The organism is Myxococcales bacterium (genome assembly GCA_016706225.1).
Classification (GTDB): domain Bacteria; phylum Myxococcota_A; class Polyangia; order Polyangiales; family Polyangiaceae; genus JADJKB01.
In genome coordinates this window covers 42984-68717 of the sequence record JADJKB010000008.1, presented here as the reverse complement: position 1 = coordinate 68717, position 25734 = coordinate 42984, and the positions used below count along the sequence as shown (strand labels likewise).

Sequence of the window (25734 nt, the reverse complement as noted above, 5' to 3'; positions counted from 1 at the left end):
AGATTGGGGCTGAGGGAGCGCGCGGGTTTCTCTTTAGTTTTCGTGGTTGATCGCAAAAAAGCGCGCGTGATATAGTCCCCCGGCACTCGGGCGTAGCGGATTTCGTTAATTATTTTGGGTAGTTGCAGAGCTCGTTGTAGCGGTAGTCTCCGCAGCGGTCGTGGTTCACGGAAAGCGGAAGAGGCATCGATGAAGAAAACGCGCGTCGGGCTCCTCGTTGCGGCTGCGCTTTGCGCAATGCCCGCGGGTGCCTGGGCTCAGGGCAAAAAGCCCGCTGCCGGCGACAAGCCGGCCGCAGCCGAGGCCGGCAAAGATGCCGGCAAAGAGGCTGACAAAGCGGGGGATGGCACTGAAGTCGCAGGTGAAGGTGGAGAAGCTGCCGGTGAAGGCGGCGAGGAACCGGGTGGCGAACTTCCGGGTGACACCGGAAGCGACCTCGGTGACATCTGCAAGATCGACCCCGCAGCTTGCCCCAAGCTGGACATGAACAAGGAGGCCGCGAAACCTCTCAAAGAGCAGATCTACGCCGTGCAGCAGATCTTTGCGCTGCGTGTGCGACGGCTCGAGGTGAATCCGTACTGGTCGTTCAGCTTGAACGATCAGTTCGTGAGCCACCCGGGTCCGGGTATCGCGCTCAACTACTACATCACCAACGTCCTCGCCGTTGGCGCGAACTTCAACTACTACCAGCCGTTCAACGTGGACAGCGACTTCAACGCGCAGGTGCGACGTTCCGCGCGTGTTGGTGTTCCGCTCACGGAATACAACTGGGGTGCGGCGCTGAACTTCACGTACGTGCCGGCTTACGGCAAGTTCGCAGGGTTCGGCGATTTCATCTTCCACTACGACGCCTATGTGGTCGGTGGCGTCGGCGCCATCAGCACGCGGCCGATTCCGGTCATCGACCCGGACAATCGCAACTTCGAGTGGGAGAACCGCATCGCGTTCAACGCAGGACTCGGTCTGCGCATCTTCTTCAATCGCTGGTTCGCGGCGACGATGGAAGTCCGCGACTACGTCTTCAACGACAAACTCGAGAACACCTCGATTCCGCTCACCCAGAAGGACCAGCAAGATTCGGCTAAGTGGTACGGCGAGTCCAAGCTGACCAACGCCGTGCAGGCCCAGGTGGGCGTGTCGATCTTCATTCCGTTCTCCTTCGACTACAGGTTGCCGAAGTGATGCGCGCGGAAGGAACGATGGGAAGCACCATGAAGACGACGGCAACCCTACGCAAGCTCCTCACCGGCCTCGGGGCGATGCTCGCCGTGGCGCTCGTGACGGAGCAGGCGAACGCGCAGGAGATCCTGCTCACCGGCCCGCTCGCGGGCGCGCCCGCTGTGCGGAAGCTGCGGCTCTATCGCGAGAAGCGCATCGAAATCGCTCCGGCGGCTTCGTTCACTCTGCTCGACGAGTATCAGCGCGAGATCCTGTTCGGCGCGCGGCTGAACTACAACCTCACCGACTGGCTCGCCATCGGGGCGTTCGGGGCGTTTGGGGCCATCAAGGTGCCAACCGGCCTGAGTGAGCACATCCAGGACGTGAACGACGGGCGACGTACTGCCGATCCGGGCGGAGCCAGCACGGATCGACGCCTGACGGCAGTGAACCTGGGACCGGACTTCAAGAAACAACTCGGCAGCATGGACTGGGTGATTGCCCCCCAGCTGACCGGGGTTCCGTTCCGCGGCAAGCTGGCGCTGTTCCAGAACATCTACGTCGACACGGACCTCTACTTCTTCGCCGGTCCCGCCTTCATCGGCGTGAGCGAGCGCAAGGACTGCGACAACGACTGCTCGCAGCAGTTCGACAAGAAGAGCCGTGTCGCGGTCGCTCCGACGTTTGGTCTGGGTTTCACCTTCTACGCGAACAAGTGGAACGCCATCGGCTTCGAGTGGCGCGCGCTGCCGTTCTCCTGGAACACGGGCGGCTTCGACACCAAGGGTGGCGGCAAGGACAGCGAGTTCCCGGACAACAAGATCAACGACAAGGATCGGCTGTTCCGCTTCAACCAGATGCTGACCCTGTCCTACAACTTCTACTTCCCGCAGCAGTATCGCGTCAGCGAGTGAGCTGACTGAAAAGTCGAGCGCGAGGAGCGCGGTGGTGAAGAGCCCCGCGCTCCTTGTGTTTTTGTGACCGGGTCGGTGGCGGGCGCACGCGCCGACGGGCGGAGCGCACTGCGAACCAGCCGCGGCCCGGAACGACCGCCCGGCGGGTGAAGAGCACACCGACCCGCCGCGGCCCAGAGCAACCGCCCGAGCCGACAGCGACGGCCGGCGGGCACCGCTCGCCACTCACTGCTTGCGGATCTTGTCGCCGGCGCGCTCGTAGTCGGGAGGAAGGGCTTTTTCAGCTGCCTCGCGCAGCTCCTCCGGGATCGACCAGTCCCGGTCGACGAGGCCCTGGGAGATCCGGTTCTTCACCCGAAGTGACTCCTCTTCCTCGAGGGCGGCGATCAGCGCCGGGACGCTCTCTGGCATGCCCGCGGCGAAGACCGTCGTCACCGCCGAGAAGCGCACCGGCTCACTGGCGTCCGTCATGAATGGCTCCACAGCAACCCTCACCTCGTCGGTGTGGAACTCCTCCAGCATGCGGATGAGCTGGATCTTTGGTTCGGAGTTCCTAACGTACTCGGTGTCGAACATGTCGAGCACGGTCAGGAGCTCGTCGCAGAAACTGTCCGAAGGCACGATGTCCTTCAGGGTCTTCAGCGGCCAGGTCAGGCTCTCGGCCTTCTTGCAGAACTCCCGAATTGGGTCGATCGCCGCCTCGCCTGCCGCGACGATCCCGCGGGCGGCCGACTCTTTTTCTTCCTGGTCGGTGATGGACGGCTCCATCGTGAACTCGAAGCGTTTGAGGAGTGCGCGGGCGCTATCCGAGGTACCGATGCGGGACAGCTCTTCGATGGCCTCCTGCCGATCGTAGTTCTGAGCCAGCTTCTGACCGGCGAGCTTGCCCAGACGCGCGACCTCTTTCTCGCCCTTGGTCGGCGCTGCGCCGGACTTCTTCTCGCCTTTGCCCTTGCTCAAGAAATCGAACAAACCCATCCGTTCACCTCACGCGGATTTTCCCGCGGCGGCTGGCTTATAGCCGAGAACTGCGGTCCGCGCGAGCCGCGCGCTGCCTCAGCCCGCGGGAGGCGCGGGCGGGGCGCCGCCACCCTCGTCGAAAGTCGCCGGGCTGGTAGCGGGCACACTGGGCCGACCTTCGTCGTCGGTCGTGTCTTCAGGCACTCCCATCAGCGCATTCAGGAGCGAATTGATTCGGAACACGAGCCCGCCCAGGTCGGGGTGTTCGATCTGGAAGCGCAGATCGGTCTTGCCGTTGATGATGGCAAGGATGCCCTCTTCGAGCTCCGAGACCGGGCGCTCGTAGTAGTTTCCGAGCAGCGCGCCGCCCACACCGACCAACAGCAACCCGAGCACGGTAACGCCGAAGACCGGCCAGAGCAGGCCCGATAGGCTGCCGACCAGGGAGGCCGAGACCGCCGCAGTGAGCACCGCGCGTTTGTCGTCGCCATACCCGACCAGCGGGGTGGAGCCGTACAGGTTTCCACCGACCGCGGCATCGGTCACGATGAGGCCGACACTTTCGAGCGCCTTCTGCGCCGTATCTTTGGCCGCGCCGGAGCGAACAGCGTCGACCATTGCCGCCGCACCGCTGCTGGTTGCGACCAGCTCGAGTTGATCGCCCGGAACACTGAGCGCGAGGAACTGCCCGCTGGTGAGCTCGCTGGTCCGCGCCAGCCGATCGTCACTGAGGGGAGTGCCCAGCACCAGAGCGCCGATCACGCTCCCGTCTTCGCCGCGGATGGGGGCGTAGGATGCCAGCACTTGCTCTTGCCGCTGACGATTGAGCCAGACGTCGCTCGAGGTGTTGCCGGTTGTGAGCGCCTTGGACAGGGAGGAATAGGCTTCGCCGAGCTTGTCACCGCGCATCAAGTTCGAGCCGTTGCGCCCGATTGCCACGCCTTGTTTGTCGACGAACAGCACCACCGACGGCGCCATTTTCGCGAACGTAGGGTCTGCCACCGCTTCGTCGCGGATCTTGTTGGCTGCGGCCGTCGCTGCCTGCTGTCGGGCCTCGACCGTGCCCCCGGAATAGACTCCTTTGACCGACTCGGTCGCTGTCCGAGAATCCAGCCAGCGCTCGGTCCGCGCGCCGTCGAGCGCGAGCTGTGCGGCCGCGGCGCGCAGCGCCTGCGAAACTTCCGTCTTGCGCTCCCCGACATTGGACACGACGTCGCCCAGCGACGCAGCCAGGAGCACGTAGCTCAGAATCCCCACGATGAGGACGATTCCCGCGTTGACGACGATGATCTTCCACCGCATGGTGTGTCCCTTCGAAGGCTCGAGTCTCAGCTCCCCGAAGGCTGAGGCTCTCACGCAAAGCGCGGCGCGAGGCTATCATCCTCGTCGTCAGGGTTGAAAGCCATGAACGTGCTCGCCCTCGTGGATGACCCGCTTTTCTCGGAACACGAGGCGCCCGCCGGCCATCCCGAGCGGCCAGAACGCCTGGATGCGGCGCGGGCCGGGGTAGCCCGGGCCCACCTTGGGCTGGCGACCACCTCCCTGGACCCGCGAGACGCGTCCGACGAGGAGCTCGGCCGGGTGCATGGACACCGATACCTCGACCGCCTCGGCCAGGCGGCCGGAAACCAGGGCTACTTCGATGCGGACACATTCTACGGCCCCCGATCGGTGATGGCCGCGCGCCGCGCAGCCGGCGGCGCCATCGCTCTGGTGGATGCGCTCTCGGCCGGTCACGCCCGCTATGGCCTCGGGCTGGTGCGGCCGCCTGGGCACCACGCTCGGCCGGATGGTGCGATGGGGTTCTGCCTGCTGAACAACGTCGCGGTTGCAGCAGCCCACGCCCGGGCCCGGGGTGTGGACCGCGTCGTAGTGCTCGATTGGGACGTGCATCACGGCAACGGCACCCAGGAGATGTTCTACGCAGAGCCCGGCGTGCTCTACATCTCGCTGCACCAGTACCCGTTCTATCCCGGCACCGGCGCCGTCGACGAAGTGGGGCGCGGAGAGGGGGCAGGCTTCACAGTGAACGTGCCTCTATCGGCCGGCGCCGGCGACGCGACGTACCTCGCTGCGTTCGAGCGGGTCATCGAGCCGGTCATCTCCGAGTACGATCCGGGGCTCGTGCTGATCAGCGCCGGCTTCGACGCCCATCGGAGCGATCCGCTCGCGTCCATGAAGCTGAGCTCGGACGCCTATGGGCTCATGCTGGCGCGGGTGGCCCGCGCAATGCCGCGAGGCGCCGCCGGTCGGCTGGGGCTCGTGCTCGAGGGCGGCTACGACTTGCGGGCGTTGTCCGATTCGCTGACGTCGACCCTCATGGCCCTCGAAGACGGGCATCTCGGCGAGCCGGCGCCGGCGACCTCAGCCGGGATTTCTCCCCGACACGAGCAGGAGCTCGACCGGATCGTGGCCCAGCAAGGAGCCTTCTGGCACCTAGCCTGAGGCAAAGCCTTGCCGACCCCCCGGGCGGTGGACTACACCTCCTGACGCGCGCGGTTCCCACCGGGCGCAGTCCACCCGGACATGGTGGGTGTAGCTCAGTGGTAGAGCGCTGGACTGTGGCTCCAGTTGTCGGGGGTTCAATTCCCCTCACTCACCCCAAGTCGCTTTGAGCGCGCCGACGTCGCGGATCGGCGCGCCTGTGTTATGCGCCGTGCATGGCCGTTGTATCCGACAAACTCGACACCCTCGCCATCCACGCCGGGCAGGAGCCTGATCCGTCGCACGCCGCCGTCATGCAGCCGATCGTGCTCTCGAGCACGTTCGCTCAAGCCGAGCCCGGGAAACCCAAGCGCTTCGAGTACTCCCGCAGCGGCAATCCCACTCGCGAGGCACTCGAGGCGTGCATCGCCGCGCTCGAGGGCGGGAGCCATGGCTTTGCATTCGGGAGTGGTAGCGCGGCGACGCTGACCTTGCTGCACACCCTGAGCCCCGGCGACCACGTCGTGAGCGGCGACGACGTGTACGGTGGGACGTTCCGCCTGTTCGACAAGGTGCTGGCTCCGATGGGGGTGAAGACGACCTTCGTCGACATGCGCCATCTCGATCGAGTGGAGGCTGCCATCTCCGACAAGACGCGCTTGGTGTGGATGGAGACGCCGACGAACCCACTGCTCAAGCTGTTCGACATCCGAAAGATCGCCGACATCGCGCGCTCACGCCGGCTGCCTTTGGTCGTGGACAACACCTTCGCGTCGCCGATGTTGCAGCGGCCGCTCGCCCTCGGAGCGACGGTGGTGATGCACTCGACGACGAAGTACATCAACGGGCACTCGGACGTCGTGGGGGGTGCGCTGGTCACCAGCGACGAGGCGCTCGCGGAGCGGATCCGCTTCATGCAGAACGCCATCGGCGCGGTGCCGAGCCCGATGGATTGTTACCTGGTGCTACGCGGGCTCAAGACCTTGCCGGTCCGGATGCGACAACACGTCAAGAGCGCGAGCGAGCTCGCTCGGCGCCTGGCGGAGAGCAACGCCGTCCAGGTGGTCCACTACCCGGGGCTTGCCAGCCATCCGGACCACGCGCTCTGCCAGAGCCAGATGGTGGGGCCCGGCGGGATGATCAGCGTCGAGCTCGTCGGTGGGGTCGATGAATCGAGGCGATTCCTCAGCGCCCTCCGCATCTTTACCCTCGCGGAGAGCCTGGGAGGGGTCGAGTCACTCGCGGAGCACCCGGCTATCATGACCCATGCGTCGATTCCGGCCGAGGTGCGGCGCAAGGTCGGCATTTCCGACAGCCTCGTGCGCCTCTCGGTGGGGCTCGAGGATGTCGAGGACCTCTGGGCGGACCTCGAGCAGGCCATGAAGAGCATGCGCTAGCGATGACATCCCGGGAAATCCACGCTAAACAGGTGGCGGGCTCAGGACCCGGAAGGACGATGACGATGCTGCGAGGCTCGAGCGCGGGTGTGACGGTGGTTTCCGTATTGGCAGTCTTGGGGTGCAGTGACCCCGCCGCACCGCCAGCCGTGGGGAGCGCAACCGTGCAGATTTCGACAGTGACGCCGCCGGTCGCGGGCAAGTCCTGTCCGAGCACCGGTGACCCGATCTACCTGGGCCAAAAGGGTGTAGGCCCGTCCGGGTCGGCCAAAGGCAAGCCGTTCACCGACGACGAGGGCGCCAACGTCTCGTGCTCGGTGGGCAGCGGCGCGGAGATCAAGTTCAGCGGGCTGATCGAGAAGGGCGGCGGTTTCTTTCAGGTCACCGGCACGGTCGCGAAGGCGGGCACCGGCCAGGCGATCGTGAGCGTCTACGACCCCGCGTCAACGGATGTGCTCACCAGTCCCACCGATCAACTCTGCACGGTCACGGTCGAGTCTCTACCGCTGGTGGTCACCGACGAAAAGATCTGGGCCGCGTACTCGTGCCCCGCCCTCGTGTCCCAAGACAACCTGTCGATTCTCTGCGATATCGACCAGGGTTGGTTCTACTTCGACCACTGCAAGTGAGGTCGGCGGGGGCCGGAGCTCGCGCCTGCGAGCCGGGCTCTCCCGCGGCTCCTCAGCTTGGGTCTTCGTCGGAGCCCGGCGCTTCAGGGTCGGGCTTCGCGGCGGCGGTTGGGCTGGTATCCTCGACCGGATCGGGGATGATCGGCGCGTCCACCTCTTTGGTGTCGTCGGTAGCTAGCGTGTCTTCACGCGGGGCGGTGTTGGCCGCAGCAGGTGTGGAGCTGCCGCTGCCGCTGGCAGTCGGGGTTGGCTCGGACATCTCGATCTTGGAGCTCACGCTGTCGTCGATGCGGACGATTACCGCCGTGATGTTGTCCTCCCCGCCGTGTTCGTTCGCCAGGGCCACCAGACGTCGGCAGGCCTCGGTGATATCGGAATTGTCGCCCACGACGTCGAGGATTTCGCCATCTTCGATCATGCCCGACAGGCCGTCGGAGCACAGCACATAGAGATCACCCGGTTGCGCGTCGTCGCTCTGGAGATCGACGGTGACGTGATCCTGCATGCCAAGCGCGCGCGTGATGACGTTCTTTGGAAGCTCGCTGCGTTGCTCTTCGGTGAGCTCCGGCATGGCGAGCAAGTAGTCGTTGACCAGCGAGTGATCACGGGTGAGCTGGGCAATCTTGCCGCTCCGAACGCGGTAGGCGCGGCTGTCGCCCACATGGCCGATGTACATCTTGCCCTTCGACGGGCTGAACAACGCCCCGACGATGGTCGTCCCCATTCCGTTGCACTCGCGCGAGCGCAGGCTCCGCTCCATGATCTGCCGATTGGCGATGCGGATCCCGGTGAGCAAGCGGTTCTCCTCTTCGGACAACCTGGAATCGAAGTGGAAGGGCCAGGTGACATCTTCTGCCGCCGTCGCCCGGAAAAACTCGACCATGGAGTCCGTCGCCAGGCGACTCGCAACATCGCCGGCACGGTGGCCACCCATGCCGTCGGCAACGACGTACAGCTCCTGATCGTTGAGGATCGCGAAGCTGTCTTCGTTGTGATCCCGCTGGAGCCCCACGTCGCTGATTCCAGCCGCAACTGCGCGGAGCTTCGTCATTCGACGGGGAAATCTTCCCGTTGCGGGTGGCCAATGTCAAGCACGCGTAACTCCGACCCAATTGCGGCGTGTTCGGGAGAACGACGCCAGTTCAGACGACGAGAATTTCCTTCTCTTTACCGGCGATGATTTGGTCGACCGAGGCCGACGCTTCGTGGACGATTTCCTCGGCCTTCTTCTTGCCACGCTCGACCTCGTCCTCGCTGGCCTCCCCGGCGCTCTTGAGCTCGTTGAGCATGTCGAGGGCGTCGTGCCGGGTCTTCCGGATGGCGACCTTGCACTCTTCCCCGTGCTTCTTGGCGATCTTGACCAGGTCTTTCCGCCGCTCCTCGGAAAGGGGCGGGATCGGGATGCGGATGAGATCTCCGTCAGTCTGAGGATTGAGCCCCAGATCGGACTCCCGCAGCGCCTTTTCGATGGCCTGGGTCTGGGATTTGTCCCAGGGTTTGACCGTGATGAGCCGGGGTTCTGGCACGCTGACGTTCGCCATTTGGGGGATCGGCGTGCTTTGTCCGTAGTAATCCACGCGAATCGTGTCGACCATTCCCGAGTGGGCGCGGCCGGTGCGGAGCTTTCCTAGCTCCCGGTGGAGCGCCTCTTTCGCCTTGTCGATGCCGGATCTCAGCTCACCCAGCGTGTCGTCAATCATTCCCATGTGGAACCTCGCGCGCGCGGCGGACCATATAACATCCAGGCCCCAGCATGGGGAGCAACGTTTCTGACCCGTCCGTTCGGGCCGGGGCCTCAATCCTGTGGGGAAATTTCCCTCGGATTCGCGCTAGACTGGACCGGCATGCGCCTTCGTCACTGCCTCACCTTTGCTTTGGCTTTGGGTGCGCTCGTCCAAGCCTGCAAACAGGAGCCGACCAGCGCCCAATATCCTGCCCGTGGAGCCCAACCCGGGGGCTATCCACCCCCCAACTACCCGGGACCCGCACCGACTGGCCCGGCGCCGGCTCCAGCCCCTGCCCCGGCTCCGACCTCGGCCCCGGTCCCCGCGGGACCCGAGGGCCCGGCGGCAGCCGCGGGCCTCCCCTGCAACTCCGACGCGGACTTCATCTGTCCTTTTGGTCGCTGTCTCGGCGGCCGCTGCGGGGGCTGCCGACGCGAGACCGACTGCAAGCCGGGGGCGACCTGCGCCAGCACACCCGTCGGCATGACGTGTGTCCCGAGCATGACCCCCACCCCCGCACCCTCCGCCACGACGCCTCCGCCGCCGGCCCCTGCTCCGACCCCGGCTCCGACCACCCCGCCGAGCGCGCCGCCCGCACCGCCCCCCGACGCCTTTGCCGCAGCGCGCGACCGCTGTCTGAAACGGACCAATGAGTTCCGGGCGACGAAGAACCTACCACCGCTGACGCTGCGCACGAGCTCGTCCGGTTGCGCGGATGGCCAAGCCCAATCCGACGCGACGAGCAAGACCCCGCACGGTGCTTTCGGAAAATGCGGCGAGCTCGCGCAGAACGAGTGCCCCGGGTGGAAGGGCTCGACGGACTCGGTCGTCGACACCTGCACCAAGGCCATGTTCGACGAGGGCCCGGGCAGCGGCCCGACGCACGGTCACCACAACAACATCATGGACCCGAGCTACACCGCGCTCTCGTGTGGGTTCTTCACGGCGGCGGACGGTAGCGTGTGGATGGTGCAGGACTTCCACCGCTGAGCGGTGCGCGAAGTCAGCGCTTCGGCGGTCGTTTGGTCGGCGCCGCAGAGCTGGATGGTGAAGTCGCCGCGTCGACAGCGCCGTCGTCCGCTGCATCGGGTTCGTCGACGCTGGATTCCGGAACGGCAACAGCGCCCGCGTCGGGACGCTCGTCGGGCAAGGTCAGCGCGAGGTTTGCCTGCCGCGCAGCCTGCGCTGCATAGAGACCGTAGCCGCCGATGGCGAGCGCCCCTCCCACGAGCACCACCCCGAGCAGTTTGCCCCTGCCGCCCTTCGGCTGCAGCTCTTCGAGCTCCAGCTCGAGCTGGCTGGGTTGGGTGGGGCGCACCGCATAACTGACCTGCTCGCGGCTGGTCTGGGCCCACTGACCGAGCTGCTGCAGCGCTACCGCGGCATCCCGCGCCGACTGGAAGCGTTGCGCCGGGACCCGGGCGCACGCACGGGCGAACCACGCATCGAACTCCCGCGGCACGTTGGAATTGACCTTCGACGGCACGGGCATGGGCGCCGAACAGACCTTCAGCACCACCTCACCGATGACGTCACCGCCAAACGGCGGACTGCCGCACAGGGCAGCAAACGCGCAGGCGCCGAGGGACCACACGTCCGAACCCGGACCAACCGGGGACGACGAGGTCAGCGCCTCGGGGCTCATGTAGTGGGGAGTGCCGAGCAGCGCGCCGGCCTGGGTGCCCCCCGAGACTTTGTGGTCCTCGTGCACGAGCTTCGCGATCCCGAAGTCGACGACCTTGACCGTATAACCAAGCTTCCCCGCCTCGGCGTCCCGGGCCAGGAACACGTTGTCGGGCTTCAGGTCGCGGTGGACGATCCCGGCTTCGTGCGCGGCCTCCAGTGCCCGCGCGACCTGGGTCACGATGGTCGTCACCTCGGGCATCAGCAGCGGGCCGCGGTTCTTGATGACCTGCTCGAGCGGCTCGCCGTCGAGGTACTCCATCACGATGTACGGGTGGCCATCGTCGGTCACACCATGGTCGTGGACCTTCACCGCGTGGCGACTGTTGATGCGGGCCGCGGCCTTGGCCTCGATTTCGAACCGGCGCTTCGCCTCGGAGCTCTTGGCCAGCTTCGGGTGGACGAACTTGATCGCAACCGGATGACCGAGCGAGATGTGTCGCCCCTGCCAGACCGAGCCCATGCCGCCCATCCCCAACAGCCGTTCGACCTCGTAGCGTCCTCCGACGACGGTCCCTTCCAGGTTGGGCGGCGGTGACGTGGTCATGGATACGAAGGAGCGGCGACTCGGCGAAAGGGAAAGGGGAAAGGCGGGCGGGTTCGGGGCGGATAGCTTACGCTAACCTCCCGAGAGGGTGCCACCCCGCCCGAGGATGCAATTTCGAGTCGTTACGTGGAACATCCACAAGGGTGTAGGGGGCCTCGATCGCCTGTATCGCATCGAGCGTGTCGCGGGAGCACTGGCCGAGCTCGCCCCCGATCTCGCCCTGCTGCAGGAGGTCGCGCGCGATCTGCCGCGCGCGCGACACCATGAACAGCTGGAGCTACTGGCGGAGCAGCTGGGCATGCGTCACGCCGCCTTCTTCCAGCAGCACCGCTTCTCCCGCGGCGGCTACGGCAACGCGATCTTGAGCCGCTGGCCGCTGCACGACGTGCACGAGGTCGACCTGACGATTGGCACCCGCAAGAAGCGCGGCGCGCTCCAGGCGCGAGCGCGCGTGCGCGTCGGGCGACACTCACGGTCGCTCGTGGTCTCGTGTTTGCATCTCGGCCTCGCCGGCTCCGAGCGCAGTCAGCAGCTGGAGCGCTTTTTGGCGAGCGACCCCTTCAGCGGACTGCACAGCCGTACGCCAGTGGTCCTCGGCGGCGACCTGAACGATCTCTGGGGCACCCTCGGCCCCCGTCACCTCGAGCCCGCTGGCTTTCGCCGCGCCGGCCGACTCTGGAACACCTTTCCCGCCTGGCTCCCCGTGCGACCCTTGGATGGTGTGTTCGTGCGGGGGGACGCCAGGGTCGTGAAGGCGGGGGTGTCGACGACGACGCTCGCGCAGTCAGCATCGGACCACCTGCCAGTGGTCGTCGAGATCGAGCTGCTCGGGAGGACGCGGTGAGCGGCGAATCGGCGCTGGTTGCGAGCGGCGAGCAGATCGAGCTGAACTTCGCTCATTCGATGCGCCCTGGCGGTCCGACCTGGCAGATCTCCGCCCCTGGACAGCCGGCGCTCCGCCGCGCGATTGACGGGATCACGGGCAAAGTCGTGCCCCTCTAGCCTCGAGTTGAGCAGTCTGCGACGCTCAGATCGCGATCGGCATGAGCGGCGAAAACCCACTTGAACTACCGGCGAGGCCGGCGGATGCCTCCTCTGGCCTGGGATGAGTCGCGAATTTCTGGCAGGTCGCGCGCCGGGGGTAACCTCGAAGAAACCCTGTCGCAGCAGTGTTTCCGTTGCGCGAAAGCGCTCGGGTCGAGTCTAGCTGCGCCTGGGTTGATCGAACGCCGCTATCGGGTTACGAAAACGGCGAAGGTCCCAGGAAAACATGCCCAAACCGACGCTCATCCGCGAGATCATGACCCGCGAGGTCTTCACCTTGTTCGAGGAAGACAACCTCCTCGGTGTCGAAGAAGGCATGCAGCACTTCCGCTTTCGGCATCTGCCGGTCGTGGACGACGGCAAGCTCGTCGGGCTGATCACGCTGCGCGACCTGCTGGGGGTCGCCGCCAGCGTTGCGGAGTTCGGCAGTCAGCAGAAGACTCACACCATCAAGGAGCGTCTGTTCGCGCGAGATGTCATGGTGCGCGAGCTGGTCACGGTCCGCGAGGACACCCCCATCGCGGACGCCGGACTTCTGATGTGGAACAGCAAGCTCGGCTGTTTGCCGGTGGTGGGCGACGACGGTCAACTCGTCGGTATCGTCACCGAAGCCGATTTCGTGAAGCTGGCTTTGAAGCTACTTGAACCCGTGCCCTGAGCGCGTGCTTCACGAGCCGCCGCCACTCGGGTGAGCTGGCGGCCTGGTCATCGCCAAGCTCGGCATGCTCTTCGGCCACGACGGCTCGGAGATGCGGATGGTGAACGAAAGTCCCATGACCAGCATGAACGTGTCGAACTGATGAGCTGCGCCAGCGAGCTCATGGGTCTGCCGCATCGCGGCTCCGGTGACGTCTGCGGTGAGGCCCAGCGCAACCCGTGAGCTCGAAGGCAGATCCAGCCCCAGCCAGATTGTGCCGACGGGCCCCCACTGTCCGAAGCCTTGCTGCGCGGGATCCACGCTGTACAGGTGCCCTGGGCCAATGCCGCCACCCAGGCGCAGCACCCGGGCCGGCAGACGGTGGTCGATGAACAGCGCGCCGTAGTACAGGCCCTGCGGCGTGTCGTGCCACGTGCCCTCGTAGTTGTTCGCTGGTGAGTGGACCAAGCGGCCGAGTCCCCCCAAGGTCACGTCACGCCCCAGCCGCGCAGCGATGGCGAGCTGCAAGGTCAGCGCAACCCCGTTGGGCTCGAACTGACTCTTCTGCGAGTCATCCGCGACCGGATGGAAGCGCGTCGTGGTCCGGAGGTACGCCGCGCCGACGTCGAGCCGCAGAAACCAGCTGTCGGTCGACAGGATGGCGTCGGCGTCTTCCTCGACGGGCACCGCGTCAGCCGCGGCGGCAGGCGCCGAGAAGGTGTCGAGCAGCGCGCAAGCTGCAACACCAACGAAGCCGACGACTGGCCGCAGCGTCACGGCTTCGTAGGCTAGTCCCTCGAGTCCATCGAAGCGACGGGTTTCGTTGACGTGGACTTTGACGGCGACGGCGACGTGGACGGCGACCTGGACCTCGAAATGCTCTGACTCAGCTCTCGCCTTTTCGGGCGAAAGCCGGGGCTACAGACTTCAGGCTGCAGGCTGCAGGCGGCCGGCCCCTATGCATGCTGCCCATGACGATCCGGCGGGAGGCCGCCTGCGTTACTCTGCGTGAAAATGCCCAACCGGAGAGGTCTCCACGCGCTCGCTGCAGTCCTCTCGTGGGCGCCTTCAATCTGGGCGGATCTGGCCCCGCCTCCGGGCTACGTCGAGCCCTGCAGCATCGACAACGCGCGCCAGACCGGGGAACAGTGCAAGAGCTGCAGCACGTACTTCGCCGAGGCCGATGCGTGTCAGAAACAGTATGCCGCTCGGGGTTACGCGCTCCGCTGCAAGACCCGGGGGACATCGACCTGGTCCGAGGTCTGGTGCAAGGCGAACGCCGGAGTGGAGGTCTCGTCGCTGAAGGGTCAGCCCGACGCGAGCGAGCACGGCCCCGAACCGACGACCGCAGTCAGCGCAGCTCCGACCGCAACCGCTCCAGACGCGAGCGCGGCGAGCCCGAACCCCGCGGCGAGCACGAAGAACGACTCGCCTGCTCCCCCCGCCTCTCGCGACGACACCACGCCCAACTTGCCCGCGAGGCCGGAGAAACGCGGCGGTTGCGGGGCATGCCAGCTCGGCGAGCCACGAGGCCCGAGCTACACGCCGATCATTTTCCTGGTTGGGTTTGCGCTCGCCGGCGCACGCCGCGCGAGACGGGCCCCGGGTCGCGAGCGCTCGCGACGCACGAACGTGTTACCTTCGGCGTGAAGCGGAGGAGAGAAATGATGCGATTCGGGCTCGGACTCTGGGGACTCACGCTCGCGCTCTCGCAGACGCTCGGCTGCGGCTCCGACGACGCAGCCGGCAGCGGCGGCAAGACCGGGACCGGCGGCTCGTCGACGACGGGCGGCGCCGGCGGCTCGAGCGCAGGCAGCGGGGGCGCGAACACCGGTGGGAGCAGCGCCGGCGGCGGCAGTGGAGGCGCGAGCGCAGGCGCCGGAGGCGGAGGCGCGAGCGGGACCGGTATCGCGGCCAAGTATCCTGGCGACGTCGGCATCGAGGCCGATCCGGACGTGATCTTCGCGGATGACTTCGAGAGCCATTCCAAGGCCAGCGACCTGAGTCAAAAGTGGGACAACTTCTTTCAGGTCTCCCAGACACGCATTGCCACCGAAACGGGCAACGTGTTCGCCGGGCAGAAGTCCCTGGAGTTCACCCTACCCAAACAGAACAACGAGCTCTCGAACGCGGTGCAGAAGGTGCTGACCACCGAGCTCGACCAGCTCTACCTGCGCTGGTACTCGAAGTTCGACAAGAGCTTCGATGTGAGCGGGTCGAGCCACAACGGCGGCGGCATCTCGGCCCACTACTTCGTCAACGGACAGGCGACGCCGGGAGTCCCCGCCGACGGCAAGAACAAGTTCCTGGTGGACTTCGAGTGTTGGCGCGGGGAGACCAAGGATAAATCTCCGGGTCAGCTCAACACGTACATCTATCATCCCGAGCAGCGCAGCCAGTGGGGGGATCACTTCTTCCCGTCCGGCATCGTGCTCCCGAACTCCAGCCTGCCCTTCGATTTCGGCGCGGACTTCGTGCCGCACGCTGAGCTCACGCCGGATCTCGATCGCTGGTACGCCTACGAGCTGATGGTCAAGGCGAATACGGTGGGGCAACGCGACGGTCGGATCACGCTCTGGGTGGACGGCGTGGTGCTGGCCGACTTCGGCAACCTCCGCTTCCGCGACATCGACTCGCTGAAAATCGACCGCATTCAGCTGTCGCTCCACGCGGGGCAGAACCCGGTTGGGGAGACCAAGAAGTGGTACGACAACGTCGTCGCGGCAAAGTCCTACATCGGCCCGATGGCGAAATGAGCCCGGCAAGAGCGAGCTGAGCCGCCGGCCAAGACCTACGCGCGACCTCGGGCAGCGCGCCAACCTCCCACCTCCCACACTCGCCGACATGTCGGCCGGTCTTTCGTGTACGCGTGCGCTCGCGCATCGGTGTAGATTGCAGAGTTGGACTTCGCCCGTCTTGGCCGAGCCCGAAGGAGCTTTGAATGTCGTTGCTGCGCCTTGCTCGTCGCCTGTCGATCCCCGTCGCTTTTTTCACGTTGGTCGGGTGCGGCGGTAACCCAGAGATCGCGAGCTCCGACACGGGTGGGACGGGCGGCTCGACGGGCGGCTCGACGAGCACCGGGGGCAGCGGTGGCTCCGGCGGCGGCATCGTCTTCGACGCAGGGCCGGATGCCGACGACGGCAGCACCGAGGACGTCTGCGTCGGCTGTGATGCCGCTGCAATTTGCGGCGATGGCGTCGTCGAGGCTCCGGAGCTGTGCGACGACGGCAACGCGACCCCGGGTGACGGCTGCTCCGGTGTCTGCATGCTGGAGCCGGGCTACAGCTGCCCAGTCCCAGGTCAGGCCTGCGTACCAACGAAGGCCGTGTGCGGCGACGGCATCATCAGCGGCAGCGAGGCGTGCGACGACGGCAACAGCAAGGCCGGGGATGGCTGCAGCGACAGCTGCGACGTCGAACAGGGCTACGCCTGCCAGACTCCGGGGCAGCCTTGCACGCCGGTGGTCACAGCGGCCTGCGGTGATGGCGCAGTGAATTCGGGTGAGCAGTGTGACGACGGCAACACGACAGCCAACGACGGCTGCGACGCCGCCTGCAAGCTCGAGCAGGGATGGCTCTGCCCCACGCCGAACAAGGCCTGCGTCAAGAACGAGTACTGCGGAGACTCGACCGTTCAGTCGAGCAAGGGCGAGACCTGCGACGACGGAAACAGCACCCCCGGCGACGGCTGCTCCGGCATCTGTGTGCTCGAGCCAGGGTATGCCTGCCCGAACCCGGGCAAGGCCTGTGTGTCGATCTGGGTCTGCGGCAACGGCAAGGTGGATCCCGGCGAGACCTGCGACGACGGCAACACGTCGCCCAGCGACGGCTGCGCAGCAGACTGCACGCAGGTGGAGCCCGGATACACCTGTCCCGCGACGGGCGGCCCGTGCACCAAGGTGCCCCCGAACACTTGTGGTGACGGCATCGTTGCTGGGCTCGAGCAGTGCGACGATGGCAACACCGCGTCGAGCGACGGCTGCACGGCCACGTGTCTGGCCGAACCTGGCTACAACTGCCCGACTCCCGGCAAGCTGTGTGTGCCGATCGCCGTCTGCGGCAACGGCAAGCTCGAGGCGGGTGAAGCCTGCGACGACGGCAATACGAACCCCGGCGACGGCTGCGGTGTGCAGTGCCAGCTGGAGCCGCTCTACACCTGCCCCACTCCAGGTCAACTGTGTGTCTCGACGGTGAAGTGCGGCGACTCCGTGGTCGCGGGCACCGAACTGTGTGACGACGGAAACGTCTTGAGCCTGGATGGCTGCAGCGCGACCTGTGTGCTCGAGCCCGGCTGGACCTGCCCGAACGCCGGCGCCAAGTGCGTAGCCAAGAAGTGCGGAGACGGCATCATCGCGGGGCTCGAGCAGTGCGACGACAACAACGCGGTCGCGAACGACGGCTGCAGCCCGACCTGCAAGCTCGAACAAGGCTGGGCCTGCGTGACCGTCGGCACCAAGAGTGTGTGCCACGCCACGACCTGCGGCGACTCGACCAAAGAGGGCTTCGAGCAGTGTGACGACGGCAACAAGATCCCTTACGACGGCTGCTCACCGTACTGCAAAATCGAGCCGTCCTGCGCCAACGGCCAGTGCACGCCCGTCTGCGGAGATGGCCTGAAATTCCCCCAGGAGGCCTGCGACGACGGCAACACCTCGAGCGGTGACGGTTGCTCCGCAACCTGCCAGATCGAGAGCGGCTGGAGCTGCAACGTGGTGATCGAAGCGCCGCCGCCGAAGCTCGACATCCCGATCCTCTACCGCGACTTCCTGTATCGCGGCACCAGCAGCCCTGGACCCGGGCACCCCGATTTTCAATGGAACATCGCCGCCGCGACCGGCCTGGTGAAGGCCGCGCTCGGCGCCGACGGCAAACCCGTGTTCAATTCGTCGACGGGCAGCGGCGCCACGCAGCTCATCACCGACGCCACATCGTTCTGCTGGTGGTACCACGACACCGGGTGCGCCGGAGCCGGGTCGACGAATACCTACTCCAAGCTCGTCTACACCACGAACGGTCTACCCAACGGCCCCCCCACCTTGCTGACCTTGAACCAGGGCGCGGGCAACACCTACCAGTTCAGCAGCGCCGCGTTCTTCCCGGTCGATGGCCTCGGCTGGGGCAACGCCCAGACCTACAACAATCACAATTTCGCCTTCACCAGCGAGCTCCGTTACCAGTTCACTTATCAAGGCGGGGCGACCCCCGAGGTGTTCGACTTCACGGGCGACGACGACGTCTACGTGTTCATCAACGGCAAGCTCGCCGTCGACCTGGGCGGTGTGCACGGCGCCACGAACGGGACCATCACGCTGAACGCCGCGCAGGCGACGACGCTTGGGTTGACGGTCGGCGGCATGTACGAAATCGCGGTCTTCCAGGCCGAACGCCACACCACGGAGTCGAACTACAAACTCACGTTGAGCAACTTCGTCCACGCCAAATCGGTGTGCAACACCTTCTGCGGCGACGCTATCGTGGCGGGCACCGAGGTGTGTGACAACGGGACCGCCAACAACACCGGCGGCTACGGAAAGTGCAATCCGGACTGCACCCGCGGCCCATTCTGCGGGGACGCCACTCCGCAAATCCCGCCCGAGGCCTGCGACGACGGATCGAACGCGGTCACCTACGGTGGCAGCAGCAAACAGTGTGGTCCCGGCTGCGGCTTCGCTCCCTACTGTGGCGACGCGGTCGTCTCCAACGGCGAGCAGTGCGACGACGGCACGGCCAACAACACCGGGGCGTACAACAAGTGCGGCCCCGGCTGCACGCTGGGCCCGCGCTGCGGTGACAATGCCGTCCAGGCCGGCAACGGTGAGCAGTGCGACGACGGCGCCAACAACGGCGCGACCAGCAGCAAATGCACCGCCACCTGCCAGCTGAAGTGCGGCAACGGCGCCGCCGACCCGGGCGAAGAGTGTGACAACGGCGCCGCCAACAACACCGGCGGTTACGGCAAGTGCAACCCGGACTGCACCGAGGGTCCACGCTGCGGCGACGGCATCAAGAACGGCACCGAGCAGTGTGATGACGGCAAGAACGACGGTAGCTACGGCGGTTGCAACCCGGGCTGCACGCTGGCGAACTACTGCGGGGACGGCACTCTGACCAACCCGCCGGAGTCGTGTGACCAGGGCGCCGCGAACAGCGCCACGGCCTACGGCAAGACCCTGTGTACCAACGCCTGCAAGCCGGCGCCGTACTGCGGGGACAAAGCCGTCGACGCCGTCTACGGCGAGACCTGCGACGACGGAGTCAACAGCGGGCAGGCGGGCTCGTGCACCTCCGACTGCAAGAACTTCGTACCGCTCGTGAGCTGCGGCGACGGCACCGTGCAGCCGCCGGAGCAGTGCGACAAGGGCAGCGCCAACGGCACCCCTGCCAGCAACTGCGACACCCACTGCCACCTGCGCTGCGGCAACGGCGTCAAAGAGACCGGCGAGCAGTGCGACAACGGGGTGAACGACGGCAGCTACGGGACGTGCAACCCCGACTGCACGTTGCCCGGTTACTGCGGTGACGGCATCAAGAACGGCCCGGAGAAGTGCGACAACGGCTCCTCCAACGTGCCCGTCGGTTCGGCGTACGGCGGCGGGACCTGCACCGTGATCTGTCAGTGGGCGCCCTACTGTGGCGATGGCTACGTGCAGGGCGCCTTTGGCGAGCAGTGCGACGGACAGACCGGCTGCGGCCCCAACTGCAAGTGGACGAATCCGAAGTGAGCCGCTGAACGCGCTCAGTTCCAGGCGTTGCCCCCGCGATCGTCGAGGGCTGCCATGCCGTGTTTCTCGATGCGGCCCTTGAACTGAGTGTTCTGGGTCTCGACGCGGCTTGCGCCGTGGAGCATCAGGGCGGCCGTTCCGCCCTCGACCTTGCTGTCCTTGAGCACGATCTGGCTGCTGCCGTGGGCGGCGAGGCCCACGCCACCGGCGCGGATGGTGCAGCGAAGCAAGGTCAGCTTGCACGCCCCGTGGGCTTCGACTCCGTTGCCACCGGTCTCGATCACCCGGTCTTGCACGGTCATTTCATTGACCCCGTGACACTCGATGCTGCTGCCCAGGCTGATTGAATTCCCTGAGCCGTCTTCGGCGTCGGCGCCCCGAGTCTCGAACGCGGCGCCGGTCGCGCGCGCCTGCACCGAACCACGCATCGATAACCCGCCCTGGGCGCGCGGCGCGGACGCGGGCTCGCTGGTCGTGGTGCGAATGCTGCAGCCGGCGAGCAGACTCGCGAGGCCAAGAGCGAACAAGGATTCTCGGATGAAGGCGAGTTGATTTCGTGCCATGCACACCCACATCGCAAGCCGCGTGCCGCTGGCAAACCGCTGCAATTCTGCCGGGACCGAGCTGATTCCCGGTGGCGTCTGCCCCGCCACATGGAGGGGCGGCCCCACCCAGCCGAGCTTCAACCTCGCGGGTTTCCCCACAGGGCATTGCCCAGGCCCGACGCCCGCTCGACCCGCGCTTCGATGGCCTGAGCGAGCACCTCGCGAGACCCGTAGATGCGGACCTTCTGCTTGGCGCGAGTGATGCCCGTGTAGATCAGCTCGCGGGTCAGGACCGGGGACACCCGCTCCGGCAGCACGAGCGCCACCTCGCTGAGCTCGGAGCCCTGCGCCTTGTGAACACTCATCGCAAACACAGTCTCGTGCGGGGGCAACTGACCCGGCGCGAAACTCCTGACACCCTCGCCGCCCGTGCCGGGGAAACACGCAACCAGCGACCGCGGCGGCTCGTCTCCGGCCGCCGCGGTCGGAGCGGCGGAGATCACACCCACGTCCCCGTTGAACAGCTCGAGGGAGTAGTCGTTCGCGGTGATCAACACCGGCCGACCGTCGTACCAATCCGCGCGCGCCTCGAGCACCCCCGAAGCCGTGAGGTGGTCAGCGACGAAGCGGTTCAGGGCATGCACTCCGAAGGCCCCGCGCCGGTGCGCGCACAGGAAGCGGAACGACGCCAAGATCTCGAGTTTGTCCGCGAGCAACGCGCTGCCGAGTCCGGCAAACCGCTCGACCACGAGCCGACCGAACACGGTCTCGAGCGAAGCGCCAGGCTCGACCGGACACAACACGATCTCGTCACCTGGCGCGTCCAGGGCCGCAAACGCGGCGGCCTGATCCCCTGCACGTACCGCGGCCGCGAGCGCGGCGATGGCCCCACTGCCGGCAAATCGGTGCACGTGCGTGAGGTGCACCATGCAATCGTGGAGACCCGCATCGGGCCGAGTCGGAGAGACCGGGAGGGTGCCTCCCGTCAGCTCGAGCGCGCGCTCGGCCATGCCGCACGAGTAACCGTCATTGGGGTTGCCACCGTAGATGTCACCCAAGATCGCGCCCGCTTCCACCGAAGCCAGCTGGTCCTTGTCACCGAGCAAGATCAAGCGAGCGTTCGGGTGCACGGCATCGACCAGTTTGGTCATCAACGCCAGATCCACCATCGACGCTTCATCGACGACGACGACGTCGGCGGGCAGCGGGTTCTCGCGGTCGTGACGGAAGTGGGTGGGCCGGCTCCGTTGATAACCGAGCGCCCGGTGCAAGGTCGCAGCCTGCGCAGGGATCAGCCCACGCAGCTCCTCGGGTAAGGCCGCGAGGCTCTGGCCGATGGCCTCACCCAGGCGCGCCGCCGCCTTGCCCGTCGGCGCCAGCAGCAAGATCCGGAGCGGCGCCTGCTCGCGGCCGAGCGCCTGCTCCTGGAGTAGACCCAGCACCTTCGCGACGCTGTACGTCTTGCCCGTGCCGGGTCCGCCGGAGATCACGCTGAGCCCGCGCATCGTCGCCAAGAGCGCGGCTCGGCGCTGACCGTCGGTGCCCGCGGTCGCCTGGGGAAAGAGCGCTTCGAGCCCGCGGGAGAGCAGAGCGCCATCCAGATCGCCGAAGAGCACGCGACTCTTTCCGAGGAGCGCCGCAGCGAGCTTGCGCTCGTAGTCGAAGTACCGCGAAAGGTAGAGCCGAGTGCCACCCGCGAGCACCAGCGGGCGAGGCGAGAGAGGCTCTTGTTCGCCCGGCTCGACGGGATCGACCGCCACCAGCTTGCTCGCGGTGAGCGCGGAGATCCAGGCTTCGTGCGCCGGCAACTCGATGCCCGGCAGGGCCTCACCCGCTTCGTCGTGGAAGCGCCGGGTGCGCAGGCGCTTCAGGTCGACACACACGTGACCCCGCGCGATGGCCCAGCTCGCGAACGCGGCGCCCAGTGCTACCTCCTCCGAGCTCTCGCCAGCGATCTCGAGCAGCGCTCTCGCCAGCTCGTGATCGAGGTGCGACAGCACACCTTGCTCGACGAGATGCGCCGCCATGCCGAGCTCGGCGCCGCGTCCCGCGCGTGCTGAGCCGCTCATGCGGCACCTCCCTGCTCGAGCGCGTCCCTGGCGCGGCCGGCGATCGCCGAGGAGAGCGCTTCGAGGCGGGCGAGCGGGGGCTTTTCGAAGAACACACCGTTGCCCGCCGCGGCATCGGGATGCATGCCCTTCACGAACAGATAGAAGACCCCACCGAAATGCTCGGCGTAGGAATACCCCCGCTGAAAATGCCGGAGGTGACGGTGCAGCGTCAGCGCGTACAGGTGGTACTGCAAGAAATAGTGCGAGTGGCCGAGCGCGTCGATCATCGCAGGCGTCCGGTAGTCGTCCCAGTGATCGCCCAGGTGATTCGTCTTGTAGTCGACGACGTACCAGCGCCCCGCATGCTCGAACACGAGATCGATGTAGCCCTTGAGAAACCCGCTGAGCGCGCGGAAGCCGAGCTGCTCGACGCGCTCGGCATAACTCCGCGGCAAGGCCCCAGCTGGAGCATCGCTCGGATGTTCGCGAAACGCCCGGGCCAGCGCCTTGCGCGTGAGCGAGCTGGTGTCCGCTCCAACGGGCATGCGGAACTCGAGCTCCGCGAACTTGTGCTCCGGTGTGATGTCCCGCAGGCACGGCCCACCATCCGAGAGCGGTGTCACCAGCGTCTCTCGGATCGCCCGAACCAACTGCCCGCGCCGCTCGGCGCCCTCAGCGGCTGCGAAGCTGCGGCTGAGCCCGTACCCGTCGAGCTTGGCGTCCGCGAGCTCCGTGAGCTCCGCGTCGGTCACGCTGGCGAAGTCGATGTGCTCGAGGAGGTCGTGAAACAGGTCTCCGGTGCGTCGGCCGCGGGGGAAACCATCCAGCGTGATCCGGGTGAGCCCGCTCGGCGTGCCGACACTCGCGGCAACATCGTCTACGCCGGCGCCCGCCGCCTCCAGGAACGAACCCGCATCGACGGCTTGCTCCTCCTCATCGCGATCTCGCCCTTCGTCCGCGTCGAGCTGTCCCGCGAGCTCTCGACGCGTGAGGCTCGAGAAGCTGCTGGTGTGACGCCAAGAGCGGATCGCGTGCTCCACCTTCCGCGCCTCGAGCACGGGGCCCAAAGTCTCGGGCGACGGCGCGAGCTGAGCATCGTAGCTCCAGGGCACCCTGCGCACCGCCACCGACTCCCCCACCCGCGCTGCGAACGCTTCGAGCGGCGCCGTGAGCTGCGCGTCGGTCTGTTTGTCCAGGCGCCCGGGCTCGGGCAGCGCCGGCGGCGGAAGTGCGCCCGGAGGAAAGAGCAGGCACGCGGCAGCCGAGGCGCCCGCGGTCTTGAACCCACCCCACAGCGCGACGGTACGATGTTGCGCCCGCGTGAGCGCGACGTAGACGACCCGGAGCTCCTCGGCAAAACCCTCCCATTTGGCCCGGGCCACATTGGCCTTGCGGCGCTCGGCGTCGACATCGACATCCAACATCGCGCGGCCGCTCGCATCGTGGAAACGACACGGCCCTTCCATTTTTCCTCCGACCGAGTCCCACAAGAACGGGCAGTACACGACGGGGAACTCGAGCCCCTTGGCCTTGTGCACGGTGAGGATCTTCACCCGCGCGTCGTCGCTCTCGAGGCGGATCTCGGCGCGTTCGACGGCTGCACCCCGGCCCGCTCGTTGCTCGGCGAGCCACGCGAGCAATGCGCCAGGACCCAGGTTCCTCTCCATCGCAGCGTTGTGGAGCAACTCACCCAGGTGGAGCACGTTCGTGAGGCGACGTTCTCCGCCCACGCGCTCGAGCAAGCGCTTCGCCGCCGCCGTGTCGGCGAGCAGGGCTCGAAACATGCGAATGAAGCCCCGCTCGACCCAGAGATCGTGCCAGCTGCGAAACCGGGTCGCCCACTCGTGCCAGAAGCCGGCGTCACCCTCGCTGGCGGCAATCTCGTCACCGCTCACGCCGACGAGTGACGTGGCGACCGCCCGCCGCAGATCGAGCCGGCTTCCCGGGTCGAGCACCGCGCCGAGCACCGCCTGGAGATCTTCCGCTTCTTCGGAGACGAACACACTCTCGTCGACGATGACGACGGACGGAATGCCACGCTCACGCAGCGCGTCTTGCACGATGAGCGACTGGGCATTGGTGCGAGTGAGGACCGCGAGATCCGTCGCGCTGATCGGCACCGGCTCGCCTCGGCGCAGGATGCTGGCCTTTTTCGCCGAGCAGCCGCGCGATGTCCGCCGCCACCACCCGGGCCGCCGTGCGCCGCGCGACCGCCTTTTTCACCGCGGTGGACGCGTCGTTGCGCTCGACGAAGAGCAGCTCGAGAGATGCCGTGTCCGAACCCGGCGCCGCGTGCGGCGCGACCACCCCGTTCTTCGCGCCAGGGCGCGCCTGGATGGCAGAATAGTTGATGCCGTCGATCAGAAAACTGCCGGCCGGCAAGAACAGCTGATTGACCGCGGCAATCAGCCCCGGGTCCGAGCGGTAACTGACACCCATGCTGAAGCGCGCGGCGCCCTTGGCCGCGTCGAGGTACGCGAACACGTCCGCGCCACGGAAGGCGTAGATGGCCTGCTTCGGATCGCCGATCAAAAAGAGAGGATGCTCGCTGCCGCCAAACGCAGCCTGAAAGATCTCGAACTGCACGGGATCGGTGTCCTGAAACTCGTCGATCAAGACGGCCTTGAAGCGCCGCCGCAGCGCTGCCCTGAGCTCCCGCGCCCGTGTCTCCTCGCACTGCATCCGCGACTCGGAGCGGCAGATCTTCGAAGCCGAACACGCCCTGCTGCAACTTGCGGGCGAACAGCTGCTCCGGCAGCTCCCCGAGCAGCTCGTGCTCGAGGCCGAGCACGGGTTGCCACGAGAGCCGGACCAGGCGCTCGAATGCGGCAAAGACCTCGTGCCGAGCCCGCGGATCCCCCGCCCACTTCTGCTTGAGGTGCGCGCACACGAACGCGGGGAACAACCGCTCCACGTGGGCGGGAAAATGGCGGACGGCCGGATCGTCCTCGACGACGGCCGCGCGTGCGCCTTCCAGCAGCAAAGCCAGGGCGGGACCGCTGCCAAAGTCCGCCTTGAGTGCGTGCTCCTCTACAAAAGCAAACCCATCGAAGGCCGCCAGGTGCCGCAACACCTCGCCCCGCGCCTGTTCGATCTCTCCGGGAGTGCCCGGCGGCGGCGCCGGCGGCGTGACCCCGATGCGAGGGTTGCGCCGCGCCTCTAGAAACAGCGCTCGCAGCCGCCCGATGTCCACACCCAGCGCGGTCGCCTGCCGCGCCAGCCCCGGCGGCGCCTGCGCTACTCGCCGGTGCCAGAAGTCGTACAGCACGTCGTCCGTCAGCTCGCTCAAGTCCGGGCAGA

The 25734-nt window shown here is 66.7% G+C and carries 23 protein-coding genes and 1 tRNA gene; 14 read left to right on the top strand and 10 right to left on the bottom strand.

Annotated elements, in window-relative coordinates; genetic code table 11:
* The first annotated feature begins 189 nt into the window (after positions 1-189).
* The gene (locus IPI67_14450) at positions 190-1182 is read left to right on the top strand and encodes an outer membrane beta-barrel domain-containing protein (protein MBK7581399.1); all 993 of its coding nucleotides are present in this window, start codon (positions 190-192) and stop codon (positions 1180-1182) included.
* A 77-nt stretch (positions 1183-1259) separates the two neighbouring features.
* Positions 1260-2072 (top strand): hypothetical protein, encoded by an 813-nt coding sequence (locus IPI67_14445; protein MBK7581398.1) that lies wholly within the window; start codon positions 1260-1262, stop codon positions 2070-2072.
* Positions 2073-2297: 225 nt separating this feature from the next.
* Here IPI67_14445 and IPI67_14440 read toward each other — a convergent pair whose 3' ends face one another.
* Both IPI67_14440 and IPI67_14435 read right to left on the bottom strand, forming a co-directional pair.
* A complete protein-coding gene (locus IPI67_14440; protein ID MBK7581397.1) occupies positions 2298-3050 on the bottom strand; it encodes a HEAT repeat domain-containing protein in 753 nt (250 codons plus the stop codon).
* Between the two features lie 78 nt (positions 3051-3128).
* Complete coding sequence (locus tag IPI67_14435; GenBank protein MBK7581396.1) at positions 3129-4334, bottom strand: hypothetical protein; 1206 nt, start codon at positions 4332-4334, stop codon at positions 3129-3131.
* A 102-nt stretch (positions 4335-4436) separates the two neighbouring features.
* Here IPI67_14435 and IPI67_14430 point away from each other — a divergent pair, with 102 nt between their 5' ends.
* The 4 genes from IPI67_14430 (at position 4437) to IPI67_14415 (ending at position 7482) form a co-directional block, all read left to right on the top strand.
* Positions 4437-5477, top strand: a complete 1041-nt coding sequence (locus tag IPI67_14430) for a histone deacetylase (GenBank protein ID MBK7581395.1) — start codon at positions 4437-4439, stop codon at positions 5475-5477.
* An 84-nt stretch (positions 5478-5561) separates the two neighbouring features.
* Positions 5562-5636 (top strand) — tRNA-His (locus tag IPI67_14425).
* Positions 5637-5692: 56 nt separating this feature from the next.
* On the top strand, positions 5693-6853 hold the full coding sequence (locus tag IPI67_14420; protein MBK7581394.1) for a cystathionine gamma-synthase: 1161 nt from the start codon (positions 5693-5695) through the stop codon (positions 6851-6853).
* 59 nt (positions 6854-6912) lie between these two features.
* On the top strand, positions 6913-7482 hold the full coding sequence (locus IPI67_14415; GenBank protein ID MBK7581393.1) for a hypothetical protein: 570 nt from the start codon (positions 6913-6915) through the stop codon (positions 7480-7482).
* A 52-nt stretch (positions 7483-7534) separates the two neighbouring features.
* Here the strand turns inward: IPI67_14415 and IPI67_14410 are convergent, their stop codons facing one another.
* Positions 7535-8533 (bottom strand): Stp1/IreP family PP2C-type Ser/Thr phosphatase, encoded by a 999-nt coding sequence (locus IPI67_14410; GenBank protein MBK7581392.1) that lies wholly within the window; start codon positions 8531-8533, stop codon positions 7535-7537.
* Between the two features lie 91 nt (positions 8534-8624).
* A complete protein-coding gene (frr, locus tag IPI67_14405) occupies positions 8625-9182 on the bottom strand; it encodes a ribosome recycling factor (GenBank protein MBK7581391.1) in 558 nt (185 codons plus the stop codon).
* A 144-nt stretch (positions 9183-9326) separates the two neighbouring features.
* On the opposite strand from frr, the gene IPI67_14400 reads away from it, so the two are divergent.
* On the top strand, positions 9327-10196 hold the full coding sequence (locus IPI67_14400; GenBank protein ID MBK7581390.1) for a hypothetical protein: 870 nt from the start codon (positions 9327-9329) through the stop codon (positions 10194-10196).
* Between the two features lie 13 nt (positions 10197-10209).
* On the opposite strand, the gene IPI67_14395 is transcribed toward IPI67_14400, so the two are convergent.
* Positions 10210-11436: a serine/threonine protein kinase gene (locus tag IPI67_14395; protein MBK7581389.1), complete on the bottom strand. Its 1227-nt coding sequence runs from the start codon at positions 11434-11436 to the stop codon at positions 10210-10212.
* Positions 11437-11542: 106 nt separating this feature from the next.
* Between IPI67_14395 and IPI67_14390 the strand changes: the two genes are divergently transcribed.
* The 3 genes from IPI67_14390 to IPI67_14380 all read left to right on the top strand — a co-directional run bounded on the left by IPI67_14390 (position 11543) and on the right by IPI67_14380 (position 13138).
* Positions 11543-12280 (top strand): endonuclease/exonuclease/phosphatase family protein, encoded by a 738-nt coding sequence (locus tag IPI67_14390; GenBank protein MBK7581388.1) that lies wholly within the window; start codon positions 11543-11545, stop codon positions 12278-12280.
* Complete coding sequence (locus IPI67_14385) at positions 12277-12438, top strand: hypothetical protein (protein MBK7581387.1); 162 nt, start codon at positions 12277-12279, stop codon at positions 12436-12438. Before IPI67_14390 ends, IPI67_14385 begins: the two co-directional genes overlap by 4 nt.
* Positions 12439-12736: 298 nt before the next feature.
* The gene (locus tag IPI67_14380) at positions 12737-13138 is read left to right on the top strand and encodes a CBS domain-containing protein (GenBank protein MBK7581386.1); all 402 of its coding nucleotides are present in this window, start codon (positions 12737-12739) and stop codon (positions 13136-13138) included.
* Between the two features lie 9 nt (positions 13139-13147).
* On the opposite strand, the gene IPI67_14375 is transcribed toward IPI67_14380, so the two are convergent.
* Positions 13148-13894, bottom strand: coding sequence for a hypothetical protein (locus tag IPI67_14375; protein ID MBK7581385.1), 747 nt, complete (start codon positions 13892-13894; stop codon positions 13148-13150).
* 237 nt (positions 13895-14131) lie between these two features.
* On the opposite strand from IPI67_14375, the gene IPI67_14370 reads away from it, so the two are divergent.
* From IPI67_14370 to IPI67_14360, 3 genes are all read left to right on the top strand, one after another.
* The gene (locus IPI67_14370; GenBank protein MBK7581384.1) at positions 14132-14767 is read left to right on the top strand and encodes a hypothetical protein; all 636 of its coding nucleotides are present in this window, start codon (positions 14132-14134) and stop codon (positions 14765-14767) included.
* A gap of 14 nt (positions 14768-14781) precedes the next feature.
* The gene (locus tag IPI67_14365; GenBank protein MBK7581383.1) at positions 14782-15873 is read left to right on the top strand and encodes a hypothetical protein; all 1092 of its coding nucleotides are present in this window, start codon (positions 14782-14784) and stop codon (positions 15871-15873) included.
* 185 nt (positions 15874-16058) lie between these two features.
* On the top strand, positions 16059-19838 hold the full coding sequence (locus IPI67_14360; protein MBK7581382.1) for a DUF4215 domain-containing protein: 3780 nt from the start codon (positions 16059-16061) through the stop codon (positions 19836-19838).
* Between the two features lie 14 nt (positions 19839-19852).
* Here IPI67_14360 and IPI67_14355 read toward each other — a convergent pair whose 3' ends face one another.
* The 4 genes from IPI67_14355 to IPI67_14340 form a co-directional block, all read right to left on the bottom strand.
* A complete protein-coding gene (locus IPI67_14355) occupies positions 19853-20401 on the bottom strand; it encodes a right-handed parallel beta-helix repeat-containing protein (protein ID MBK7581381.1) in 549 nt (182 codons plus the stop codon).
* Between the two features lie 119 nt (positions 20402-20520).
* Entirely contained in the window at positions 20521-22452 is a 1932-nt protein-coding gene (gene recD / locus IPI67_14350) for an exodeoxyribonuclease V subunit alpha (protein MBK7581380.1), read from the bottom strand.
* Entirely contained in the window at positions 22449-24554 is a 2106-nt protein-coding gene (locus tag IPI67_14345; protein ID MBK7581379.1) for a PD-(D/E)XK nuclease family protein, read from the bottom strand. Before IPI67_14345 ends, recD begins: the two co-directional genes overlap by 4 nt.
* Positions 24475-25116, bottom strand: a complete 642-nt coding sequence (locus IPI67_14340) for a UvrD-helicase domain-containing protein (protein ID MBK7581378.1) — start codon at positions 25114-25116, stop codon at positions 24475-24477. The genes IPI67_14345 and IPI67_14340 overlap by 80 nt, the downstream gene beginning before the upstream one ends.
* On the opposite strand from IPI67_14340, the gene IPI67_14335 reads away from it, so the two are divergent.
* A complete protein-coding gene (locus tag IPI67_14335) occupies positions 25058-25597 on the top strand; it encodes a hypothetical protein (GenBank protein ID MBK7581377.1) in 540 nt (179 codons plus the stop codon). The two genes, IPI67_14340 and IPI67_14335, sit on opposite strands and share 59 nt — an antisense overlap.
* The last annotated feature ends 137 nt before the right edge of the window (positions 25598-25734 follow it).